This is a genomic window from uncultured Lacinutrix sp., assembly GCF_947500605.1.
In the GTDB taxonomy this organism is placed as follows: domain Bacteria; phylum Bacteroidota; class Bacteroidia; order Flavobacteriales; family Flavobacteriaceae; genus Lacinutrix.
This window is the reverse complement of sequence record NZ_CANMSJ010000001.1, coordinates 685,505-712,195: the sequence shown is the minus strand read 5'-3', so window position 1 is coordinate 712,195 and position 26,691 is coordinate 685,505. Positions and strand designations below refer to the sequence as shown.

The 26,691-nt window shown below is 32.8% G+C and carries 16 protein-coding genes; 15 read left to right on the top strand and 1 reads right to left on the bottom strand.

Annotated elements, in window-relative coordinates:
- From Q0935_RS03260 to Q0935_RS03250, 3 genes are all read left to right on the top strand, one after another.
- Positions 1–9,144 (top strand): gliding motility-associated C-terminal domain-containing protein (locus Q0935_RS03260; RefSeq protein ID WP_299382318.1); only part of this gene is annotated, 9,144 nt, incomplete at its 5' end.
- 64 nt (positions 9,145–9,208) lie between these two features.
- Positions 9,209–10,126 (top strand): type IX secretion system membrane protein PorP/SprF, encoded by a 918-nt coding sequence (locus Q0935_RS03255; RefSeq protein ID WP_299382316.1) that lies wholly within the window; start codon positions 9,209–9,211, stop codon positions 10,124–10,126.
- A gap of 10 nt (positions 10,127–10,136) precedes the next feature.
- A complete protein-coding gene (locus Q0935_RS03250; protein ID WP_299382314.1) occupies positions 10,137–12,098 on the top strand; it encodes an OmpA family protein in 1,962 nt (653 codons plus the stop codon).
- 250 nt (positions 12,099–12,348) lie between these two features.
- Here Q0935_RS03250 and Q0935_RS03245 read toward each other — a convergent pair whose 3' ends face one another.
- Positions 12,349–12,609: a hypothetical protein gene (locus Q0935_RS03245; RefSeq protein WP_299246959.1), complete on the bottom strand. Its 261-nt coding sequence runs from the start codon at positions 12,607–12,609 to the stop codon at positions 12,349–12,351.
- 276 nt (positions 12,610–12,885) lie between these two features.
- Between Q0935_RS03245 and Q0935_RS03240 the strand changes: the two genes are divergently transcribed.
- The 12 genes from Q0935_RS03240 (at position 12,886) to Q0935_RS03185 (ending at position 26,669) form a co-directional block, all read left to right on the top strand.
- Positions 12,886–13,332: an META domain-containing protein gene (locus Q0935_RS03240; protein ID WP_299382311.1), complete on the top strand. Its 447-nt coding sequence runs from the start codon at positions 12,886–12,888 to the stop codon at positions 13,330–13,332.
- Between the two features lie 21 nt (positions 13,333–13,353).
- The gene (locus Q0935_RS03235) at positions 13,354–14,442 is read left to right on the top strand and encodes a sensor histidine kinase (RefSeq protein ID WP_299382309.1); all 1,089 of its coding nucleotides are present in this window, start codon (positions 13,354–13,356) and stop codon (positions 14,440–14,442) included.
- A 9-nt stretch (positions 14,443–14,451) separates the two neighbouring features.
- The gene (locus tag Q0935_RS03230) at positions 14,452–15,780 is read left to right on the top strand and encodes a sigma-54 dependent transcriptional regulator (protein WP_299382307.1); all 1,329 of its coding nucleotides are present in this window, start codon (positions 14,452–14,454) and stop codon (positions 15,778–15,780) included.
- A gap of 185 nt (positions 15,781–15,965) precedes the next feature.
- Positions 15,966–16,130: a hypothetical protein gene (locus tag Q0935_RS03225; RefSeq protein ID WP_299382305.1), complete on the top strand. Its 165-nt coding sequence runs from the start codon at positions 15,966–15,968 to the stop codon at positions 16,128–16,130.
- 17 nt (positions 16,131–16,147) lie between these two features.
- Positions 16,148–16,285, top strand: a complete 138-nt coding sequence (locus Q0935_RS03220; RefSeq protein ID WP_299382303.1) for a hypothetical protein — start codon at positions 16,148–16,150, stop codon at positions 16,283–16,285.
- A gap of 19 nt (positions 16,286–16,304) precedes the next feature.
- Entirely contained in the window at positions 16,305–17,609 is a 1,305-nt protein-coding gene (locus tag Q0935_RS03215; RefSeq protein WP_299382301.1) for a Glu/Leu/Phe/Val dehydrogenase, read from the top strand.
- Between the two features lie 25 nt (positions 17,610–17,634).
- Positions 17,635–18,054, top strand: a complete 420-nt coding sequence (locus tag Q0935_RS03210) for a GreA/GreB family elongation factor (RefSeq protein WP_299246970.1) — start codon at positions 17,635–17,637, stop codon at positions 18,052–18,054.
- Positions 18,055–18,065: 11 nt separating this feature from the next.
- Positions 18,066–18,485, top strand: a complete 420-nt coding sequence (locus Q0935_RS03205; protein WP_299382298.1) for a hypothetical protein — start codon at positions 18,066–18,068, stop codon at positions 18,483–18,485.
- A gap of 20 nt (positions 18,486–18,505) precedes the next feature.
- Complete coding sequence (locus tag Q0935_RS03200) at positions 18,506–18,889, top strand: hypothetical protein (RefSeq protein ID WP_299382296.1); 384 nt, start codon at positions 18,506–18,508, stop codon at positions 18,887–18,889.
- A 143-nt stretch (positions 18,890–19,032) separates the two neighbouring features.
- Positions 19,033–21,855, top strand: coding sequence for a LuxR C-terminal-related transcriptional regulator (locus tag Q0935_RS03195; RefSeq protein WP_299382294.1), 2,823 nt, complete (start codon positions 19,033–19,035; stop codon positions 21,853–21,855).
- Between the two features lie 239 nt (positions 21,856–22,094).
- The gene (locus Q0935_RS03190; protein WP_299382292.1) at positions 22,095–25,181 is read left to right on the top strand and encodes a TonB-dependent receptor; all 3,087 of its coding nucleotides are present in this window, start codon (positions 22,095–22,097) and stop codon (positions 25,179–25,181) included.
- Between the two features lie 3 nt (positions 25,182–25,184).
- On the top strand, positions 25,185–26,669 hold the full coding sequence (locus Q0935_RS03185; RefSeq protein ID WP_299382289.1) for a RagB/SusD family nutrient uptake outer membrane protein: 1,485 nt from the start codon (positions 25,185–25,187) through the stop codon (positions 26,667–26,669).
- Positions 26,670–26,691 lie beyond the last annotated feature (22 nt).

Genomic DNA, 26,691 nt, shown 5'->3' with positions numbered 1-26,691 from the left:
ACAACAATAAGTAGTGATGGTGATACCGGTGGTATTTACACAAGTTCTAATACAGCAGCTGCAATAGTAGACAGTGCGTCAGGATTAGTAACAGGAGTTTCAGCAGGAACAACTACGATTACGTATACAATAACAGGAACAGGAGGATGTCCAGATGACACAGCAACAATAGATGTTACTGTAACTACAGCAGCAGATGCAGGAACGCTATCTGGTATTCAAGCAATTTGTTCAACAGGAAGTACAACAATAAGTAGTGATGGAGATACTGGCGGTATTTATACAAGTTCAGTGCCAGCAGTAGCAACAGTAGATTCAGCATCAGGAGTAGTAACAGGAGTTTCAGTTGGAACAACAATAATCACTTATACAATAACAGGAACGGGAGGTTGCGCAGATGACACAGCAACAACAGAAGTTACTGTAACTACAGCAGCAAATGCAGGAACGTTATCAGGTGTTCAAGCAATTTGTTCAACAGGAACAACAACAATAAGTAGTGATGGTGATACCGGAGGAATTTATACAAGTTCTAATACAGCTGCTGCAATAGTAGACAGTGCGTCAGGATTAGTAACTGGAGTTTCAGCAGGAACAACGACTATTACGTATACAATAACAGGAACTGGAGGATGTCCAGATGACACAGCAACAATAGATGTTACTGTAACTACAGCAGCAGATGCAGGAACGCTATCTGGTATTCAAGCAATTTGTTCAACAGGAAGTACAACAATAAGTAGTGATGGAGATACTGGCGGTATTTATACAAGTTCAGTACCAGCAGTAGCAACAGTAGATTCAGCATCAGGAGTAGTAACAGGAGTTTCAGTTGGAACAACCACTATTACATATACAATAACAGGAACGGGAGGTTGCGCAGATGATACAGCAACAACAGAAGTTACTGTAACCACAGCAGCAAATGCAGGAACATTATCAGGTGTTCAAGCAATTTGTTCAACAGGAACAACAACAATAAGTAGTGATGGAGATGCCGGAGGAATCTATACAAGTTCAAACATAGGTGTTGCAACAATAGACAGTGTATCAGGATTAGTTACACCAGTTTCCGAAGGAACAACTACGATTACGTATACAATAACAGGAACAGGAGGATGTCCAGATGACACAGCAACAAGAGATGTTACTGTAAATAGTCTACCAACTGCACCAACATCCGGAAGTGATATTACAGAATGTGAATCAAGTCCAATCCAAACGTTAACAGCAACAGCTACATTAGTAGATGGCGATACCTTAACATGGTACGATGCAGCAACAGCAGGAACAGTAATCACAACACCAACATTAAATACAGTTGGAACAATCACTTATTATGCAGAAGCAAGTAATAGTGTTACTGGTTGTATTTCAGAATCAAGAACAGCAGTAGTTTTAACTATAATAGAAGCACCAACAGCACCAACAAGTTCAGGAGATATCACAGAATGTGAAGCATCACCAGTACAAACTTTAGATGCAAATGATGCCATAACTACCGCTTTAGGAACATCAACAGCTTGGTATGATGCGGCTGCAGCAGGAAACTTAGTCAGTTCACCTACATTAAATACAGTTGGAACAATTACTTATTATGCAGAATCAATTACAACAGCAGATAATTGTTCAAGTTTAACACGAACAGCAGTTGTCTTAACTATAGATGCAGCACCAAATAACATCTCAAATCAAACAGAAACAGTTTGTTCAGATGAAGCTTTAGATTATGATTTATCAGTTCTATCACCAGGAAGTACATTTACTTATACAGTAGCATCATCAGATGCCGCGAATGTACCAGCAGGCGCAAATAGAACAGTAGGAAGTGCCGCAAACATTATAGATACTTACAACAATACTACAGCAAACGCAGTAACTATAACTTATACTGTAACGCCAGAAGGAGCTGCACCAGAGAGTTGTGTTGGTACACCATTTAATGTTGTAGTCACAGTAAATCCAGAGCCAGTAGTTTCTACAGCTTTAGATACAACAGTTTGTAGTGACGAAGCAATAGGTGTAAGCTTAGAAGTTTTACCAACAAGTGCAGCAGCAGTTAATTGGGAACTAGTAAGTGTAACATCAAGTGCAGGTTTAGTAGCAGGAGCAAGTAATGCTACTGCAGGTACAGGCTTACCAAGTAATGAAATAGCAAACGATACGTATACAAATGCCACAGGCGGATCATTAACAGTAGCTTATGTAGTTACACCAACCGGATTAGCAAGTTGTGCAGGCGACTCAGTAACGATTACAATAACAGTAGATCCAACACCAGAAGTAAATGCGGGTTCAGATGAATCTATTTGTGCAGATGGTGGTAGTTTCGATTTAAGTACAGCAAGTACAGTTGCAACATCAACTTCAGGAACTATAGTATGGACAACGAGTGGCGATGGAACTTTTGATGATGCCTCTGCTGAAGCACCAGTTTATACTTTAGGAACAGCAGATCAATCTGCTTCAGTAGTTCAATTAACAAAAACAGTAACAGGTATTGGAAGTTGTACAACATCAGTTTCAGATGTTATGAATTTAACAATTGATGCTTTACCAATGCCAGTAATAACTGCTCCAACTTATATTTGTGTTGGAGACGGAGCTTTAGATTTAACTACAATAGTAGCTCCAGATTTCACAACAGGAGGACCAACAACAGATATTACTATCAATGGTGTATCTAACACATCTTTTGATCCAGCAGTTTTATCGGCAGGTACATATACTATAGAATATATTTTTGAAGATGCAACGACAGGTTGTGTAAATTCAACAACAGCTGAAATTATAGTTTGCGATCCTTCTTTCGAATTAGTAAAAACTAGTGCTTATAGTGATACCAACGGAGACGGATTTGTAAGTCCAGGCGATGCTATTAACTACACATTCGTAGTAACAAATACCGGAAACGTAACAGTAACCAGTATTGATGTAACAGATAGTAATTTAACACCAACATTAGTTGGCACGATTGCAAGTTTAGCACCAATGGCAAATCAGACCTTAAGTGCAAGTTACACGATCACACAAGCCGATGTTAACGCAGGCGAAGTTATTAATACAGCTGTAGCTGAAGGAGAAGATCCAAACGGCAACACTGTAAATGACGATTCAGATTCTGGAAATCCAGCAGATGATACAGGAGCAGGCGATGATGACACCGTAACATCATTACCATTAAGTTCAGCGTTAACGTTAGTAAAAAGTTCGGTATTAGATTTAGCAACAAACACAATTACCTATACTTATACTGTTGAGAATACAGGAAACACTACAGTAAACGATATTACAGTAGTAGAAACAACCTTCTCAGGAACAGGAACAACACCAACACCATTATATACAGGAGGTGGTTTTGACTTAGACGGTGAAGCAGATGATTTTGATGCCAATCCAGGAGACGTATTACAATTCACAGCAACATACAGCTTAACACAAGCAGATATCGATGCAGGAATAGTAACCAACGAAGCAGCAACCAACGGAACCGATCCAAGTGGAGCAGCAGTAACCGATGCTTCAGATTCCGGAAATGCAGCGGATGATACAGGAGCAGATAATGATGCAACAAACACATCAATTCCAGCAACACCAGAATTAACATTAGTAAAAACAAGTACTTATGTTGATAATGCACCAGTTGGATTAGATGTAAATGATCAAATCGATTATGTATATACCGTAGAAAACACAGGAAACGTAACGGTAAACGATATAACAGTTGGTGAAACAACTTTTACAGGAACCGGAGCTACCCCAACACCATTATACAGTATTGGAGGCGCCGATTTAGATTTAGATGGCGATGCATTTGATGCTTTACCAGGAGACATCATTACGTTTACAGCAAGTTATGTTATCACACAAGACGATATCAATGCAGGAACAATTAGTAATGAAGCCTTAGCAAGTGGAACAGACGCTAGCGGAACACCAGTAACCGATGCTTCGGATTCTGGAAATGCAGCCGATGATACAGGAGCTGATAACGATCCAACAAATAGTCCATTACCAACAGCAAGCAGTATCTCATTAACTAAAGGCGTAAGTCTTTTAACAGATACTAATGGCGATGGTTTATTAGGAGCAGGAGACGATGTAACGTATACCTTCACCGTAGAAAACATAGGAAGTACTACTATAGAGAATGTAAGTGTAACAGATGCTACTATCGGATTAAGTAATGCAGTGGTTAGTCCATCAACATTACAACCAACCGAAACAGCAACAATCATATCAGTATACACTATTACACAAGCCGATGTTAATGCAGGAACTGTAGAAAACACAGCGACAGCAAATGGAACAGATCCAAACGGAACAGCAGTAACAGATACATCAGATAGTACGAATCCAAATGATGACGAAGGTCAGCCAGGAAACAGTGATGCTGATGCAGATGATACTAATGATCCAACAAACTTACCAATCTTATCTACACCAGTATTAAGCTTAGTAAAAACAAGTTCATATGTAGATGCCAATGGAGACGGATTTGTAAGTCCAGGCGATGCGATTAACTACACATTTGTAGTAACAAACACCGGAAACGTAACAGTAACGAGTATTGATGTAACAGATAGTAATTTAACACCAACATTAGTAGGTACGATTGCAAGTTTAGCACCAATGGCAAATCAGACCTTAAGTGCAAGTTACACGATCACACAAGCCGATGTTAATACAGGACAAGTTATTAATACAGCTGTAGCTGAAGGAGAAGATCCAAATGGAAATACAGTAAGTGATGATTCAGATTCTGGAAATCCAGCGGATGAAACAGGAGCAGATGATGATGACACCGTAACGCCATTACCATTAAGTGCAGCGTTAACATTAATCAAGAGTTCGGTACTAGATTTAGCAACAAATACAATTACCTATACTTATACTGTTGAGAACACAGGAAACACTACAGTAAATGATATTACAGTAGCAGAAACTACGTTCTCAGGAACAGGAGCAACACCAACACCAGTATATACAGGAGGTGGTTTTGATTTAGACGGTGACGCGGATGACTTCGATGCTAATCCAGGAGATATATTACAATTCAGTGCAACGTATAGCTTAACACAAGCAGATATTGATGCAGGAATAGTAACCAACGAAGCAGCAACCAACGGAACCGATCCAAGTGGAGCAGCAGTAACCGATGCTTCCGATTCCGGAAATGCAGCGGATGATACAGGAGCAGATAATGATGCAACAAACACATCAATTCCAGCAACACCAGAATTAACATTAGTAAAAACAAGTACTTATGTTGATAATGCACCAGTTGGATTAGATGTAAATGATCAAATCGATTATGTATATACCGTAGAAAACACAGGAAACGTAACGGTAAACGATGTAACAGTTGGTGAAACAACTTTTACAGGAACCGGAGCTACACCAACACCACTATACAGTATTGGTGGCGCCGATTTAGATTTAGATGGCGATTCATTTGATGCTTTACCAGGAGATATTATTACGTTCACAGCAAGTTATGTTATCACACAAGATGATATCAACGCGGGAACTATTAGTAATGAAGCTTTAGCAAGTGGAACAGACGCTAGCGGAACACCAGTAACCGATGCTTCGGATTCTGGAAATGCAGCCGATGATACAGGAGCTGATAACGATCCAACAAACAGTCCATTACCAACAGCAAGCAGTATCGCATTAACTAAAGGCGTAAGTGCTTTAGCAGATACTAATGGCGATGGTTTATTAGGAGCAGGAGACGATGTAACGTATACCTTCACAGTAGAAAACACAGGAAGTACTACTATAGAGAATATAAGTGTAACAGATGCTACTATCGGATTAAGTAATGCAGTGGTTAGTCCATCAACATTACAACCAACCGAAACAGCAACAATCACATCAGTATACACTATTACACAAGCCGATGTTAATGCAGGAACTGTAGAAAACACAGCAACAGCAAATGGAACAGATCCAAACGGAACAGCAGTAACAGATACATCAGATAGTACGAATCCAAATGATGACGAAGGTCAGCCAGGAAACAGTGATGCTGATGCAGATGATACTAATGATCCAACAAACTTACCAATCTTATCTACACCAGTATTAAGCTTAGTAAAAACAAGTTCATATGTAGATACCAATGGAGACGGATTTGTAAGTCCAGGCGATGCTATTAACTACACATTTGTAGTAACAAATACCGGAAACGTAACAGTAACGAGTATTGATGTAACAGATAGTAATTTAACACCAACATTAGTTGGCACGATTGCAAGTTTAGCACCAATGGCAAATCAGACCTTAAGTGCAAGTTATACGATCACTCAAACGGATGTTAATGCAGGCGAAGTTATTAATACAGCTGTAGCTGAAGGAGAAGATCCAAACGGAAATCCAGTAAGTGACGATTCAGATTCTGGAAATCCAGCGGATGAAACAGGAGCAGATGATGATGACACCGTAACGCCATTACCATTAAGTGCAGCGTTAACATTAATCAAAAGTTCGGTATTAGATTTAGCAACAAATACAATTACCTATACTTATACTGTTGAGAACACAGGAAACACTGCAGTAAATGATATTACAGTAGTAGAAACAACGTTCTCAGGAACAGGAACAACACCAACACCAGTATATACAGGAGGTGGTTTTGATTTAGACGGTGAAGCAGATGATTTTGATGCAAATCCAGGCGATGTATTACAATTCACAGCAACATACAGCTTAACACAAGCAGATATCGATGCAGGAATAGTAACCAACGAAGCAGCAACCAATGGAACCGATCCAAGTGGAGCAGCAGTAACCGATGCTTCGGATTCCGGAAATGCAGCCGATGATACAGGAAATGATAATGATCCAACAAATACATATATTCCTCAAGATGCAAGTATGAACTTGAATAAAACAGGAATATTAGTTGATGGAGGTGATGGTTTACAAGCAGGTGATACTATCGATTATACTTTCACTTTAACAAACACAGGTAATACAACTATTAATAATGTTAGTTTAAATGATCCATTATTAGGAGGTATTATTGCAGGTCCAGTTTCAGGAGATATAAATGTTGATACAGTCTTAGATTTAGATGAAATCTGGATTTATAATGCAACATATACATTATTACAATCTGATGTTGATGCAGGAATGGTTGAAAATACTGCAACTGTTTTAGGTGAAGCACCAAACGGAGCTCCAATAACAGATATATCTGATGATCCAAATAATAATGAAAATGTAGATTCTAATGGAGATGGAAACCCAGATGATCCAACAATAGTAGATTTTGGTTGTATGCCAGACATCACTTTGTATAAGGAAGATATTTCTTTTTCAGGAAACGTTTCTAACCCAGTACCAGGAGATATCATTACTTTCGAATTTACAGCAGTAAATACAGGAAATGTAACGTTATTAAATGCAGAAATATTTGATGCATTACTTGGAGGATTTGTTGGAGAATTTGAAGAGATACTTGTAGGACAATCATTAACTGCAACTCAAACTTATACAATTACTCAAGCAGATATAGACACAGGTTACATAATAAATACAGCTTTTGTTGTAGCAGATCCAATAGGAATTGATTGCGACGAAGTAAGAGATGTTTCTCATGATAGAGATTATGCAACAAGTGGTGTAGATTCTGATGGTGATGGAGATCCAACTAACGATCCGTTAATAGATTCGGATGAAGATGGAGATTCAGATAATGATACAGAAGTATTTTTACAACAAAATCCAGTAATTGAATTGACTAAAACATTTGTGTATTTAGATACTAACGGAAATGGAGAGGTTGATTTTGGAGATCAATTACAATATAATTTTGTAGTTGTAAACAATGGAAATACAACAGTTACAGATGTTGTAATTAACGATCCATTACTAGGTGGTATTGTAGGAGTAGTTGATGTGTTAACACCTTCTGATACTGGAAATGTTATTGCAGCCTATAACTTAACACAAGCAGATATTGATGCAGGAAACGTAACCAATACAGCAACAGCAATAGGTAATGATCCTTTCGATAATGACGTATCAGATACTGATACAGTAGTGTTTACAATAGCTGAAATGCCAACTCTTTCTTTAATTAAAGGTGGACAAATTATTGATGTTAATGGTAATAATTTAGTCGAAGCTGGTGATGAAATTGCATATACATTTACTGTTACCAACAATGGAAATGTAACTATAAGTGGTGTAATGATTGATGATTCTACAATTGGTATAGCTAACTTACCAGTAACACCTTCAACATTACAACCTAACGAAACAGGAATTGTAATTGCGAACTATACGTTAACACAAGCTGATATTGAAAATGGCGTTATTATTAATTCAGCAATTGTAGTTGGTACAGATGCAATGGGACAAGCAGTAACAGATATCTCGGATAGTGCAAACCCAGCAGACGATACTGGAGCGGGAGACGATCCAACAGTTACAGAATTTGAAATAGCAAGGCTATCTGTATTAAAAGAAGCAGAATATGTAGATGCAAATAATAATGATATTGTAGATGAAGGAGATACTATTAATTACACATTCACAGTAATAAATACAGGAAATGTTAATCTTTTCGATATTACTATAAATGATGATTTAGTAGCTGTTGATGGTGGACCAATTAACTTATTAGTTGGAGAAACAGATGATACAACGTTTACTGCGATATATAGCTTAACTATTGAAGATCTTCAAGCAGGAATGGTAGAAAATACTGCAACAGCTACAGGTCAAGATATTAATGGAAACATAGTGAGTGATATATCTGATGATCCAAACAATCCTTCAGATATAGATGTAAATAATGATGCAGATCCAGATGATCCAACAATAACGTTATTAGATACACAAAGTGAGTTAGTTATTTTTAATGAAATCTCTCCAAATGGTGATGGTGATAATGATAACTTCGTGATTCAAGGCTTACATAATTATCCAAACAATACACTTCGTATTTATAACCGTTGGGGAAATATAGTTTATGAAAAGTACAGGTATAAAAATGATTTCATAGGTATTTCAGAAGGAAGAGCAACTGTGAAAAAAGATGAACAACTACCAGTCGGAACTTACTATTACTTATTAGATTTAGGAGATGGCTCTAATGCAAAAGCAGGTTGGTTGTATATAAACAGATAGATTCTTTCAAAAAATAAATAAAAAAATGAAGGCGAGTAAAATCGCCTTTAAAATAAATTATAACATGAGATTAAACTTAAACTTAATAATTACAATGTGTTTGCTTTTGGGAGGAAGTGCAACTTATGCACAGCAGGATCCTCAGTTTACACAATATATGTACAATACATTATCTGTTAATTCTGCTTATGCAGGTTCTAGAGGTCATGTTACTGTTACAGGAGTTCATAGATCACAATGGATTGGTATTGATGGAGCTCCAAAATCGCAAACTTTAAGTTTCGATTCGCCAATAGGTAAAAACGTTGGTTTGGGTATTTCTATTGTAAATGATCAATTAGGACCATCGCATGAAACATATTTTGATGCCAATTTTTCTTACTCTATAAAAACTTCAGAAACTCATAAATTATCTTTTGGTATTAAAGGAGGAGCAAGGCTATTTGATATAGATTGGTCACGCGGTAGAAGACAAACAAGTAATGATAATCTATTTCAAGAAAACATTAGTAGAATACTGCCTACTGTTGGTGCTGGTATTTATTTTCATGGAGAGAAGAGTTATTTAGGAGTCTCTATTCCTAACTTTTTTACAGACCAACATTATGATGATATACAACAATCTGTCGCAGCCGAAAGATTGCACCTTTTTGTAATTGGAGGTTTAGTTATGGATTTAAGCGAAACTTTAAAATTTAAGCCAGCATTTCTTTTTAAACATGTTACAGGATCTCCTGTAATTGCAGATTTATCTGCCAACTTTATGTTTCATGAAAAATTAAGATTAGGTGTCGCTTACAGATGGGATGATGCTTTTAGCGGCTTAGCAGGTTTTCAAATCTCGCCAAAACTATTAATTGGTTATGCTTACGATTATACTAATACAGAATTACAAAAAGTAACTAGCGGTAGTCATGAATTAATGTTACGTTACGAGTTAATATCTAAAACTGCTAAATTAAAATCTCCAAGATTTTTCTAAAATATTTAATATGAAAAACATTATAACTATAATTTTAATTTTTATAAGTACAGTCGGTTTTGCTCAAAGCAAGTACAAAAAAGCCGATCGTCTTTTTGAAAGAATGCAGTACATTGAAGCAGCTTCAGAATACGAAAGAGCTATTGATAGAGGAGACAATTCTATGGAGGTTTTACAAAAAGCTGGAGATGCCTATTATTTTAATACAGATATGGAAAAGGCTAATAAATGGTATGATATTTTAATGTCAGATTATTTAAAGACTGTAGATCCAGAATACATTTTTAGATTCTCTCATACATTAGAAGGTATGGGACAGCACAAATTAGCTAAAAAATGGATGAAAGAATTTTCTACTCGTACTTTGCAAAAAGATGCTAGAGCTAATAAGTATGCGCAAAAGGATACGACAATTGAAGATATTTTAAATCTAGAAGCGCAATTCACTCTTAAAAACCTATCAATTAATACTAATAATTCTGACTTCGGACCTATGTATTATGGAGATCGATTAGTGTATTCGTCTGCTATTGATACTTCTTATTATCACAAAAGAACTTACAATTGGAATGAGCAACCATTTTTAAATTTTCAATTAGGAAGAATTAATGCTACAGATACAGATGTAGAATATTTAAATGAATTTTCAGAAGAAATAAATACAAAGTACCATGAAGCAACTTTAGCATTTTCACCAAACGAAGAGAAAGTCTATTTTACACGTAATAACTATAATGGAAAATTAGGACGAGATGGAGAAGGTGTTAATCACTTAAAATTATATAGTGCAGATTTAAATGTTAGTTTAAACGAAAAAGTAGAATGGCATAACATAAAAGAACTACCATTTAATAGCGATGATTATTCTGTTGGTCATCCAACAGTAAGTAAAGATGGTAAGCAATTATATTTTGTTTCAGATATGCCTGGATCTATTGGTGCAACAGATATTTACGTAGTTGATGTTTTAGATGATAATGAGTATTCTCAACCACGTAATTTAGGACCAAAAATAAATACTGCAGGACGCGAAATGTTTCCTTATATAACAAATAACAAATTATATTTTGCATCCGATGGGCATTTAGGACTTGGAGGTTTAGATGTTTTTGAATCTAAATATAATGATGTATTTGAGAACCCAATTAATCTTGGAGCACCTTTAAATAGTCAATTAGACGATTTTAGTTATATAGTAGATGAAGATACTAATTTAGGATTTGTATGTTCTAATAGAGCTGGAGGTAAAGGCGATGATGATATTTATTCGTTTGATAGAAATCCTTTAGAAAAGAAAGAAGGAGAAAGTATTTGCGATCCATCAGTAACAGGTTATGTGTCTAATACAATAACTGGAGAACGTATTGCAAGTGCAACAGTTAAACTATTCGATGAGAGTGGAAAAGAATTAGCAGAAACTCAAACTAACCTTAATGGAAACTATGCTTTTAAAAGTAATTTAAACTGCAATACAAGATACGATGTTAAAGTAATTAAAGTAGGTTATAATCCTAACGAAAAACCTTTCATGACCTCTAAGGATGGAAAAGAAATAATTGTACCACTTGGATTAAAAATTAAAGACGAAGGCATTTTTGAAGATAGAGGTTTAGTGAAAATTAAAATTGGAATTATTTATTTCGATTTAGATAAATCATTTATAAGAAACGATGCATCAATAGAACTTAATAAAGTAGTTTTAATGATGAACCAATATCCAAACATGGTTATCAATATAGAATCACATACAGATTCTCGTTCGCCAGACGATTACAATTTAGAGTTGTCAGATAGAAGAGCCAAAGAAGCTAGAGACTATATAGTAGCTCAAGGTATTAGTGCCGAAAGAATTTTAAGTGCTATTGGTTATGGTGAAACGCAAACAGTAAATAACTGTAAAAATGGTGTACCTTGTTCAGAGGCACAACATCAATTAAACAGAAGATCAGAATTTATAATTATTAGAATGTAGAGATACATTAAATAGTATAAAACAAAAACCATCTCATTGAGATGGTTTTTTGTTTTATTAAAAAAAGAATATAAATTAGTCTGGTAAATCTCTAAGAAAAATAGTTTTAACCGCTTTATAAAAAAAGGAGTTGTTATAACTACTTGACCCAGAAGATCGCATTCTTTTAATTTTTGCGATGGCTTTTAAAATTTTAAAACAAAGAAAAACTAATACTATAAAGATAATAGTTATTATAATAAACGAGTTCTTATCCATGATTAGTGGTATTTGTATTCGCTTCTATTTTGGTGAAATTTAAAATATCTTTTTCCATAGTTTCCCAAAGCGTATTTACATTTATAAAATTGTTTGTACCATTTAAAGATTTAGACAACGTAAAGATGTATTGTTTTATGTAAGCCTCTTTTTGTTCATCGGCTACAAATGTTTTTCCATCTACAATTATAAAAGCAATTAAGGTTCTAATAATTTTTGTGAGTTCTGTTTTGTTTATGTTTTTGTCTAACATTAAATGATTGCTTTTAGGTAAAAGCTAAATTTACTTTATTTAAAAACGAGCAATTTTTTTGAAACCTTAAAAATAATGCTTTACGATTAAACGTAAATAAACACGACGAAATGATTGTTTAAATTTGATATAAGCAATGTGATTTCTAAGATTTATCATTAAAAGAACATTTTATATAAATCTCAAATAGTAATATTGAGATACTTTATAGTTTTTTGATTGGCTATATAATAAGTAAAAGTAAATTTGTAGATATAAGTAAACTAAAACAATATTATGAAAACAAGAATAATATTATTAGCAATAATCATGATATCTATTATGAGTTGTAATTCTGAAAAAAAGACAAATAGCGAAGTAATAAGTGATACCATAACCGAAAAATATTGGAAGCTAAAAACCTTAAACGGTAGAGAAGTTACTATGGTAGAAAATCAAACACGCGAAACTTACTTCATTTTAAAATCTGAGGATAATAGACTAAAAGGATTTGCTGGATGTAATACTTTTGGAGGCACATTTACTTTAGAAAAAGGAAATAGTATTCGTTTTACAAACGTACTATCTACACTTATGGCATGTCCAGATGTTGTTGTAAACGAAACTGAATTTTTAAAAGTTTTCAACTTAGCAGATCATTACACTATTAAAGATGATGTTTTATCTTTAAATATAGGAAAGAGAGCTCCTTTGGCTGTTTTTGAAGCTGTTTATATGAACTAATTTTTACTCAATATTATATTAATGAATACAACAGAGCAAGCATTAAAAGAGCGTATAAAAGAACTTACATGTCTATACGAAGTATCTTCAATTATTGTAAATACAAATGAAGAACTTATAGAAGACACGCTTAAGGCTATTGCTTTTAGTATAAAAAAAGGATTCCAATTTCCTGCCGAAACCGAAGTTGATATTAATACAGAAATGTACAGTATTTCAACACACAAAAGAGCAGGAAGTACAATTGAAATTAGTTCAGAAATAGTTCTTTTTAATGAAGTTAAAGGGCAATTAATTGCAAATTTAGAAAGCAGTAGGTTTAAAGCTGAAGATTTTTTAACCGAAGAGCAATTGCTCCTTGATAATATTGCCATGAAAATTGGAAATCTGTTGGAGCGTTTAGAAATTCAGAAAAATGAAACGTCTCTAAAGAGGCAAATGGAACGTGCCGATAGATTAGGTATTTTAGGAGAAATTACTGCAGGTATTGCTCACGAACTCAATACACCTTTAGCCAATATTTTAGGCTTTGCCGAATTATTAAAAGAAGATTTAACGACTAATAATAAGCAAACTAATGATGTAGATAAAATTATTAAAAATGCAATTTTCTCTAGAGAAGTTGTTAAAAAATTAATGTTTTTTGCTTGCGAAATGCCTCAAGAAATGAAACGTGTAAATATTGTTCCTAACGTTAAAAATGCTATTAATTTATTAGATGCAACCTTTAGAAAAGAGCAAGTAAAATATATTATAAAAATTGAAGAAGAGGAGATGTGGCTTAAAGCAGATCCAATACAATTAACTCAAATTATTTTTAATCTATTAATAAACGCTATCTATTTTTCGCCTGTTAATGGTTTGGTAACAATAGAGGTTAAAACATTAAAAAATGAGATTGTTCTTAAAATTAGAGATGAAGGAAAAGGCTTAACAGCAGACGCTCAAAATAAAATTTTCCAACCATTTTTTACAACTAAATCCATTGGTGATGGATCAGGTTTAGGTTTAAGTGTAGTGCATGGTATTGTGTCCTCACACAAAGGAACTATAACAGCTAAAAACAATAAAAATAAAGGTGCTATTTTTACAGTAACACTTCCTAAATAATATATAGTTATGCAATTACGTAAAGAAAATATACTTATTGTAGACGACGATGTAAACATTCTAGAATTGTTGCAGCGCCATTTACAATCATGGAATTATCATGTTTTTAAAGCTATTTCTGTTAAAGAAGCTGTTACTATTTTAAGGGATACTAGCATAGATTTGTTAATAACAGATTTAAAAATGCCAGAAGTAGATGGGTCTGAGCTTATAAAATTTGTATCAGAACATTATCCTAAATTACCAAAGTTGGTTGTTACAGGTTACCCTTCGGTTCAAGATTCTTTAGCAGCCATTAAATCTGGAGTGGTAGATTATTTAACAAAACCATTTACAAAAGATGAATTAAAATCGGCTTTAGATAATTCTTTAAATTCTTCAGAAAAAAAAGGAGTAGAATCTAAAAAACCACCGGTAGAGAAAAATAAATCCTACGGAGAAATTATAGGTAATTCTGAAAAAATAAATAACGTTATTCAGGTTATAGAACGTGTTAAAGATAATAAGGCTACTATTTTTATTAAAGGAGAAAGTGGTACTGGAAAAGAGTTGGTAGCAAGAGCAATACACTACCAAGGTAAGTTTTCTAGAGCACCATTTATAGCTGTAAACTGTGGTGCAATACCAGAAAATCTTTTAGAAGCTGAGTTGTTTGGTTATTTAAAAGGAGCATTTACAGGAGCTGAAACTAATAGAGAAGGGCTCTTTCAAGCAGCAAATGGAGGTACTATTTTTTTAGACGAAATTGGTAATGCATCTTTAACTGTGCAATCGCGTTTATTGCGTGTGTTACAAGAAAAAGAAGTTGTTAAGGTTGGAGCTACAAAGGCTGAAAAAATAGATGTACGTATTATTGCGGCCACAAATAGTAACTTAAGAGAAATGATTGCAAAACAAACCTTTAGAGAAGATTTGTTTTATAGACTTACAGTTGTAGAAATTGAAATTGCACCTTTAAGAGAACGAAAAGATGACATTTCTTTGTTAGTAGATAAGTTCTTATTTAAATATGGAGTAGAGTATAAGGATAGATACATTAAAATTACTCCAGAAACGCTAACCGTTTTAGAACGTTACAATTGGCCAGGAAACATTAGAGAACTTGAAAATGTTATCCAACGTGCTGTAATTATGTGCGATAAAGTTATTGATGTAGAGCATTTGCCAGAACATTTAAAATATGCTTTAAATTTTACAGAAGGTGATTTACTGCCATTAAAAACCATAGAAAAACAATACATAGAAAAAGTATTACGAGCAACAGGAAACAATAAAACTAAAGCTGCCGAAATTCTAGGAATTGACCGTAAAACTATTCGTCAAAAACTTTCAGACTAACCTTTTTTAGTGGTACATTTTTACTCGGTTGGGTAATTATATCCCATATTAATAAATCATATTAATTTTATCTTATTATTAGAAGCCCTTTATTTAAAAGGGCTTCTGTGTTTTTACGCCTTTTTTTTAATGATTTGGCACACGCATTGCTTTTTGGTATGTATATAACATTAAAAGTTTTTAATATGAATCACTTTAATATTTGCCCGAGTTGTATAAATAGCAATTCGTGTGCATTAACAACACAAAAAGAGAAAGTCTGGTCGTGTAGTGAGTTTGATGAAATTAGGCCGCACGAAGCTATTACAGAGAATGTAAAGCATCCAGAACGTGAACTAGAATTAGTTTAATATTAATAATAAAAATTATGATTTTCGACACATTAATTTCGGCATTTTCGCCTCGAATTGCAATAGATAAAAACGAGAGTAGTAAAGCTTCAAGAAAAAAATATATCACAGAAAAGTATAACGAGAGATCAATTACAAATAGATATTTCAAATAAAATAAAAAAATCATTTATAATGACAATAGCAACAGCGAATATAAAAAAAGCAACTAAAAAAGTGCCAGTAAGAGGTATGATGGATAATGTAATGGAGCAGTTTAATAGTGCTGCAGACCATATTAACCTTCATCCAAATATTAGAAAAATTTTAAGCATTACCAATAACGAAATCCTTGTGAATTTTCCAGTAAAAATGGACAATGGAGATGTAGAGATTTTTACAGGATATAGAGTACAACATAATAATGCATTAGGACCATACAAAGGAGGTTTACGTTACCATCCTACTGTAGATATTGATGCTGCTAGAGCATTAGCAATGTGGATGACATGGAAAACATCGTTGGCAGGATTGCCTTATGGTGGTGGAAAAGGAGGAATTAAAATTGATCCTTCTAAATACTCACAATCTGAATTAGAACGTATTACAAGACGTTTTACGTTTGCTTTAGCAGATAATATTGGGCCAGAGCACGATATTCCTGCACCAGATGTTAATACAAGTAGCCAAACTATGGCTTGGATTGCAGATACATATATGAGTACACGTCCACCTGCAGAGCGTACAGCAAATCAACACGTTGTTACAGGTAAACCAGATGGAAGTGGAGGATTAGAAGGTAGAGATAGAGCAACAGGATATGGTGTGTATTTATCAATAAAATTTTGGGCAGAAAAAAATGAAACGAACTTAAAAGGCAAAACATTTATTGTTCAAGGTTTTGGTAATGTTGGTTATTGGGTATCTCATTTCTTAGAAAGAGATGGTGCAATTTTAGTAGGTGTTCAAGATGCTTTTGGAAGTGTTGAAAACCAAAAAGGAATTAAAGTAGAAGATCTTTTTAACTACACTCGTATTAACGATGGTAGCATTGTAGATTTTCCAGATACAAAAGCTGTAGATAAAAATAAGTTTTTCACTTTAGATTGTGATATCTGTATTCCAGCTGCATTAGGAAACCAAATAACTAAAGAGAATGCTTCTAAAATAAAAGCAAAACTTATTGCTGAGGGAGCAAACGGACCAACAAATGTAGAAGGAGAAAAAATTCTTCTAGAAAGAGGTGTTTCTATTATTCCAGATATTTTATGTAATTCTGGTGGTGTTGTTGGTAGTTATTTTGAATGGCTACAAAACCGAAATGGAGAAATTTGGCAGCTAGATGAAGTAATGGCTAAATTAGATAAAAAGATGAAAGAATCTTTTAATAAGGTTTTCGATTACTCTAAAAATGAAGGTGTAGATATGCGTACAGCTGCGTTTTGTATAGCAATACAACGTATTGAAAAAGCATACATACAAAGAGGGATTTTTCCTTGATTTATTAATTGTTAAGAAAGATATTATGAAGTATGGAAGTTTAATTTTAGAAAAAAAGGAGTATGTATATTTAAAACGCATACTTAATATTTCGGGTTATGCAGATGATCATGAAGTGCAAAAGTCTTTATTTAAATTATCCGAAGAACTAAAAACGGCAACTATTGCAGATGAAGAGGAGGTACCTAAAGATGTAGTTAGGTTTAATAGTATTGTAACCGTAAAGTCGGATAAAGGCTGGGAAAGAATGTTGCAAATAGTTATCCCGCAAGACAAAAATTTATCGTTAAATAAAATCTCTGTTTTAGCACCAATGGGAGCAGCTCTTTTAGGTTATTCTAAAGAAGATATTGTGGATTGGGATTTTCCTGGTGGTAAACAAAAACTTGAGATTGTCGACGTTAAAAGAGAAGACACACTAAAGGGATTAGATATACTTATTTAAAACTTAATATTATGAAAACAGAAAATTTAGAAATATTCAATCACGATACTAATGTAGATGTTACGCATAAAGTAAATACTATGGAGCTTGACAATTGGATAAATCATTTAAAATACATTAAAAAAGAACTAACAAACCTTATTAATGTTTGTAAAAATGAACTTAATGATAAATTAGATGATAATAGTGTTGTAGTAAGATTCGAAAAAAAACAAGTTGAAAATGAAATACTTTTTAATGCACTTAACAAGTACTCAAATTCTAGATTAAATATTGTGGAGTGTGAAGACACAGAGTGCGATATGGTGTATATAACAGAACACGAAAGTTATAGAAGAAGCTACTTGTATCATTTAGATAAGTATAGAAGACTTAAAGATGAGTTTTTTAGTAAAGTACAAGGGAGGTTTACATTTGTAAAGTCTAACTAATTTATAATAATAACTTAAACTTGATAGCATTACATAAAATAGATTTACATAGACGACTATGTATTAAAAAAGATTTAAACGAGGTGTGTTCTTGGCATAACGTTTTAGAGGCTTTTAATACAGAACTAGATCACTTAAGTGTTATAGAAAAGCAATTAATAAAAAACGTTTCGGTGTCTAGTACAATTCTTGCAATGCGTAGAAAAAATGTAATGTTAATGGCAAGTTTATGTAAATATGAGCAAGAGCTTAATAGAGAGCTTGAATATGGTACTACTGAATATGATTTAAATAGACTAAAAGTCCATGAACAAAGGAGAGATAGCTATGTATTATTAATAGAGAGATTTAATATTTTCAAAAACCAGTTTTACACGTTGCTTAAAAAATTTAGAAGAGACTAATTGTAAACTTTCCTTGTTTTTAATAAAGGATTAAAAGGTGTTAGATTAATGTAATCTAACATCTTTTTTTGTTTCAGTGTGATTATAAATAGTTTACATTAAAGAACCATACAAAATTGTATATTGCATAACAAGATTTTGTTATGTTTATAAAACTTAAAAAAGACCATACATGTTTGGTGTTGTTAATTTTTGTATTGTTTTTCTCTCGAATAAATGCTCAAGAATTACCACCAATAAATGTATTTACACCACAACAATATAATGGTGAAAACCAAAACTGGGCTATTTCTCAAGCTCAGGATAAAACAATATATGTAGCAAATAATGTAGGTTTATTAGAATATAATAGTGCTAAATGGACACGTTATAATTCTCCTAACGAAACCATTTTACGTTCAGTAAAAGTAGTTAAGGATAAAATTTATACGGGATGCTACATGGAATTTGGTTATTGGAAAAAAAATGGCTTAGGAATTTTAGAATATACTTCTCTTTCTAAAAACGAAAGCATTTCTTTAATAGAAGATGAACAATTTTGGCAAATTGTAAACTTAGATAATTGGTTGTTGTTTAGGTCTCTTAATCGTATTTATATATACAATACTTTAGATTTTACTTTTACAGTAATCGAATCAAAATCTACTATAACTAAGTTATTTAAAGTAGATAATACTATCTATTTTCAAGATATAAATAAAGGTATTTACAAAATTGTTAATGGTAAGAAAGAGATTTTTATTGACCATAGTATTACTAAAACCCAATTAATAATAAATATCTTTAACTATAAAAACAAACTTTTAGTACAAACAGAGAATAATGGTTTTTTTGAGTTTAACAATGGTGTTTTATCTCCATGGGATAAAAATATTAATAAAACTCTAGCTAATTATAGTGTGTACAGTAGTATTGTGCTTAAGAATGGAGGTTTTGCTATTGGTACTATTTCTAATGGAGTGCTTCTTCTTGATAAAAATGGAATATTGATACATAAAATAGATCAAAATTTAGGTTTAAGCAATAATACAGTCTTATCCGTTTTCGAAGACAATGATAGTAATATATGGTTAGGGTTAGATAATGGCATCAATTGTATTAATAGTAATTCACCAATAAAAATTTTTAATGATTCTAAAGGACAGCTAGGTTCTGTATATGCATCAGCAATCTATAACGGTAATTTATATTTAGGTACAAATCAAGGATTGTTTTATAGAAGTTTAAATAATGCAACAAAACCATTTACATTTATAGAAGGGACTCAAGGTCAAGTTTGGTGTTTGCAAATAATAGATAAACAATTGTTTTGTGGTCATAATTCTGGAACCTATATAGTAGAAGAAGATCAGGCCTTAAAAATGTCTAATGTTCAAGGAGCATGGTCTATAAAAACTATAAAAAATAAACCTAATTTTTTATTACAAGGGAATTATAATGGTTTAAATATTTTAGAAAAATATAATGGCAATTGGCGTTTTAAAAATAAAATTGAAGGTTTCGATATATCTTCTCGTTTCTTCGAATTGATAAATAATAGAACTGTTTTTGTTAGTCATGAATATAAAGGAGTCTATAAAATAGAGATAGACGATTCCTTTACAAAAGCAAAAAGTATAGAGGTAAAAGCTATAAATAAAGGATTACACTCAAGTTTATTTAAGTATAACAATAGTGTGTATTACGTGCATAGGGAAGGTTTTTATAAGTATAAACCTAATGATGATAAATTTGCTAAAGATAGCTTGCTTAGCAAGTCTTTTAGTCCAATAAACTACTCATCTGGAAAATTAATTAATGATTTAGAATCAAATACACTTTGGGGATTTACAAAGACAGAGATAATTCGTATAAAACCCGGTAAGTTATCTAATAAACCAGAAATAAATAAAATAGCGTTACCTAAAAACTTGAGAAATAATATTACTAGTTACGAGAATATTATACATATAAAGAATAATGAGTATCTTCTTGGTACAACTTCTGGGTATTTAATTATTGATATAAATAAATTTGATAACGCTTCAGAATTTATTGCACTTAAAACAATTGCAAGTAGTGTTAGAAATGGAAAACCAAAAATGTTAAGCTTAAAAGAAAAAGCCGATTTAAAGCCTAACGAAAACAATATTGAACTAACATACAGTTTAACCCAATTCGATAAGTTTAAAGTAGCGGAGTATCAACACCAATTACTCGGTATATATGATGAATGGAGCAATTGGACAGATGATGCTACTGTATTATATAGAAATTTACCTTCAGGAGATTATACTTTTAATGTTAGAGGTCGATTAGGTAAAAATGTATCAAAAAATACAATAAGCTATCAGTTTTATATAAATAAACCTTGGTATGCTTCTAATGTTGCAATAGCAATTTATCTATTAGGTTTTATTTTATTAATTCTTTTGTTGCATTATTTTTATAATAATTACCATAAAAAACAAAGAGAGAAATTGTTAGGTAAAGCACAGCGAGATCTAGAACGTAAAGAGTTGGAGAATAAGCAACAGCAAATGCAGTTTAAAAATCAACAATTACAACAAGATATAGATAGTAAGAGTAGGGAACTTGCAATTTCTACTATGAGTTTAATAAAAAAGAATGAGTTCTTAAACAGTATTAAAACAGAGCTTAAAACTAAAGACTCCGATGCTAACATTAAGTCTGTAATTAAAATAATAGATAAGAATATAAACACTACAGATGATTGGAAGTTTTTTCAAGAAGCCTTTAATAATGCCGATAAAGATTTTTTAAAGAAGTTAAAAACCCAACATAGTGTTTTAACACCTAATGATCTTAAATTATGTGCTTATCTTAGGCTAAATCTATCTTCTAAAGAAATAGCTCCTTTATTAAATATTTCACCAAGAAGTGTAGAAGTAAAACGATATCGTTTGCGTAAAAAAATGAATTTGCCTCACGAAACAAGTTTAGCGAACTACATCATCGAGCTATAAGTATACTACATTAAATTTAAACACCTATACATTACCACAACATTTTGGCAACTTGCTAGTTTTCAGAGTGTAAAATTCTTATTCTATTTTATTGGCTTAGTGTACAGTATTTCTATTCTCAAGTATTAAATTGTTGTTTTTTTGTGTTTAAATTTACGATGTATGTTTTTTGTTGCGGTTATTTTTAACAATTCTTTAATATTCTATTCTAAATTTGAGAAAACAATAAAACTAAGTTTATGAGAATAAAAATCACCTTATTACTAACCTTGTGTTTAGGATACCTATCTTATTCGCAATCTATTAGTGTTTCGGGTACCGTTAAAGATCTTACAGATGGATATCCAATTCCCGGTGTAAACATTATTGTTAAGAATACAAACAATGGTGTCTCGACAGATTTTGATGGTAATTACACTATTCAAAATGTACCTTCAAATGCAATACTTCAATTTACTTACATTGGTTATACTACTAAAGAAGTTGCAGTAAACAACCAGACATCTATTAATGTATCTCTAGAGGGAGATGTAGGCAAATTAGAAGAAGTTGTACTAATAGGTTATGGTACACAAAAAAGAAAAGAAGTTACAGGTGCAGTGTCTACAGTTTCAAGTGAAACTATAGAAGCGCTTAAACCAACCAGAATTGAACAAGCATTACAAGGGCAAGTTGCTGGTGTAAATGTAACATCTCAATCTGGTGCTCCTGGTAGTGCTTCAGATATTAGAATTAGAGGGATCTCTACAAATGGAGATAATAGACCTTTAATATTAGTAGATGGTAACGTTATTGAAGATTTAAGCGTTGTAAACCCAAGTGATATAGCAAGTTATACTGTTTTAAAAGATGCAACAGCAGGTATTTATGGTGTAAGAGCAGCGAATGGTGTTATATTAATTACAACCAAAACAGGTAGAAAAAATAAGGCATTGTCTTTTAATTATGATGCTTATGCTGGTTTTCAAAAAACAACACGTAAAATTTCATTATTAAATGCAACAGAATATGCACTTATTAAAAATGAAGCAGCCGCAGCTAGTGGTAGCGAATTGCCTTTTCCAAATACCTTTGGATTAAATAAAGGTACAGATTGGCAAGACGAAATTTTTGAAACCGCTCCAATATTTAGTAATTCTATAACAGCAAGTGGAGGATCAGAAAAATCTGTATATTCATTTGGAGCGTCTTTATTAACTCAAGATGGTATTGTTGGAGGTAGTAAATCAAACTTTACACGTTACACAACAAGAGCAAACTATGGTTTAGAAATTATAGAAGATTTAAATTTAAAAGCAAATCTTATATATACAGGAACAACAAGAAAATCTTTACCCGAAAATGGTTTAGGTTCAGTATTGTTTAATGCAGTAAATTTTGCACCAACTGATACACCTAGAGACGAGAATGGTGAATTTACATCATCAGAAAACTATCCTATAGAAGTTGTTAATCCTTTAAAACAAATAGAAAACACTTTTAATTCTACTAAAGTGGATAAAATAAGTGGTGTTTTTGGTTTAAATTATAAGTTTTTAAACGGTTTTAGTGCTGAAGCAAATTATCAATGGAATTACTCTGAGGTAAGAGAAAAAAGCTTCTTTCCGCATGTAGAATACGGAAATGGTTCTGTATTCGATAATGCTATTCCAAACAATCCAGACGATCCTTCTCATATTTCTAATATTTCATTTAATGATGAAATTAAATTTTTTAGAGATTATACTTTTGATGCTTTTATTAATTATGAAAAATCTCTTAATGATGAGATTCATAATATTAAAGCAACTTTAGGGACATCTGTATTTAAGTCTACAGCAGATTATTATAGCTTAACAGGTAGAAGGTTACCATTAGGAACTGTTTTTGCTGAAGCTGAAATAGAAAATGCAGAAATTATTATAGATAATTATAGGTCTAAAGATATAAGTAATCGTGTGTTTGATTCAAGACTGCTATCTTATTTTGGTAGACTACAATATAACTATAAAGGAAAATATTTGTTTTCAGGTGTTGTAAGACGCGATGGTTCTTCAGCTTTTGGACCAAAAAATAAATTTGGAGTATTTCCATCTGCTTCGGTAGGCTGGGTAGTTTCAGACGAGGATTTCTTAAAAAACAGTAACACTATAGATTTCTTAAAGTTTAGAAGTTCTTATGGTATTCTTGGAAACGATAGAATCGCGGCTTTTGCATTCGAATCTGTATTAAGTGGAGAGGGAACTTATGTTTTCGATAATACAATTCAAGAAGGTGTTGGAACTGGTAGAATTTCTAACCCAGAAGTTAAATGGGAAGAGCAAAAAGCTTTCGATATAGGTTTTGAAACGAAGCTTTTTAATAAAATAGATATTACAGCAGATTACTTTAAGCGTACTACAGAAAACTTATTGTTACCTGTAGAAAGTTCTCAAATATTAGGAGGTGCAGCTCCAGGTTCTGGTAGCCCAATAGTTAATGCAGGTACAATAGAGAATAAAGGATTAGAATTTCAAATCTCTTATAAAGATAAATTATCAGATAATTTCAAATTTAATATTAGCTACAACATAGCAACATTAGAAAACGAAGTTTTAAAAGTTAATAACAGTATTGGTTATGAAGTAGGAGGTAGTTTTGGTATTGGCCAAGCTAACCCACCTTCAAGAATGCAAATAGGGCAACCAATTGGTGTGTTTTATGGTATGCAGACAAATGGTATTTTTCAAAACCAAGAAGAGGTAGATGCACATCCATCTCAATTAGGGCTAGGAGCTAATGCTCAAGCTGGTGATATAAGATTTGTAGATATTAACCAAGATGGTGTTATCGATGCCGATGATAGAACTTTTATTGGTGATCCTATTCCAGATTTCACAATGGGTTTAAACCTATCTTTCGATTATAAAAATTTCGATTTTCAAACCTACTTCTTTGCATCTGTAGGAAACGATATTGTTAGGAATTACGATAGAAATAGCCTTAAAACTAATTTAACATCTTATGCTCTAGATAGGTGGACTGGTGAAGGAACATCAAATACTAACCCAAGAGTTAGTAATAATGCAACAGCTAACTTAGTATTTTCAGATTACTACGTAGAAGATGGTTCTTTTATTAGAGCACAAAACATGCAAGTAGGTTACACTTTTAGCCAAGATAAACTTAAAAATATTGGTTTAAATAATATTAGACTATATATATCTGTAAATAACGTGTTTACATTAACAGAATATAGCGGTTTCGATCCTACATCGTCTAATGGAGCTCCTATTGGAAGTGGTATAGATAATGGTTTTTATCCTAACCCAAGAACATTTTTATTTGGAACAAACGTAAAATTTTAAAAAATGAAGAACATAAAATACATAGCACTTTTAGTAGTTTCAGTATTTACCACGATATCATGTAGTGATGATTTTGTAGATGTTGCATCTCAAAATGAAAGTTCAGAAAACTATTTTAATTCAGAAGAAGATTATCAAAATGCTTTAATTGGAGCTTACGATTTGTTACAATCTACATACTTAAATGTAATGTTAGGAGAAATAGCTTCAGATAATACGTTAGCAGGCGGAGCAAGCGCAACAGATGTTCCTGGAATACAACAAGTAGATGATATGATACATACATCTAGTAACGAGCAACTTCGTTCTATTTGGGGCTGGATGTTTGCTGGTGTAAATCGCGCAAACTACATTTTAGAGTTTCAAGATAAAATAGATTTTAGTGGTAAAGCAAATGTACTTGCTCAAGCTCGATTTTTAAGAGCATATTACTATTTCGAATTAGTGAAATGGTTTGGAGATGTGCCTTTAGTGGTAGATAAACGTTTTCTTTTTGGAGACCAGTTTGATGTAGACAGAACACCAAAGGAACAAGTTTACGCACAAATAGAATTAGATTTAATTAGTGCAATAGAAAATTTGCCATACACACAAACGCAAGCAGGTAGAATAACAAAAGGTTCTGCACAGGCACTATTAGGAAAAATATATTTATATCAAGATAAGTTTGGAGCTTCTGCATTGGTTTTAGAAGATTTAATAAACAATGGACCACACGATTTAGTTACAGATTACAGCACATTGTTTGAAAACGATAATGAAAACACCGTAGAATCTGTATTCGAAGTACAGTATACAGATCTTGAAGGTGCTGGTTTCGATTGTTTACAATGTAGCGAAGGTAATGTTGCAGTTGGTTTTAATGGTGTTCGTAATTATAGTGCAGATCCAGGTTCTGAAGGTGATATTTTTGATTCAGGATTTAGTTTTAATGTCCCAACGCAAGAAGTATTTGATGAGTTTGAAGATGATGATCCTAGAATAGATACAGCCATTTTAGATATAGAAGCTTGGGCTGCACAAACAGGAATTACCTATGGAATAGGTAATGAGCATACGGGATATTTTAATAGAAAGTATATAGCGCGTAAAGGTGATTCTAATATTGGTGATCAAAACTTAACAAACCCAAATAATTATAGAGCAATTCGTTTTGCAGATGTCTTACTAATGGCTGCCGAAGCTCTTAATAGAGGATCTATAGCAGACGATAGAGCGCAAAACTATTTAAACAGAGTAAGACAACGTGGTTTTGGTGATATGAATCATAATGTATCTGTTACTGGTAACGCATTAACAAATGCTATCTACCATGAACGTCGAATAGAATTAGTAGGTGAAGGGCATCGTTTTTTCGATTTAGTTAGAACAGGTCGTGCAGCTCAAGAAATTGATGGTTTTATGCCTGGAAAGCATGAAGTGTTTCCAATTCCACAAATAGAAATAGAATTAACAGGTAATCGTTGGGCACAGAATCCAATGTATTAATAAAAATAAAAACTAAATAGGA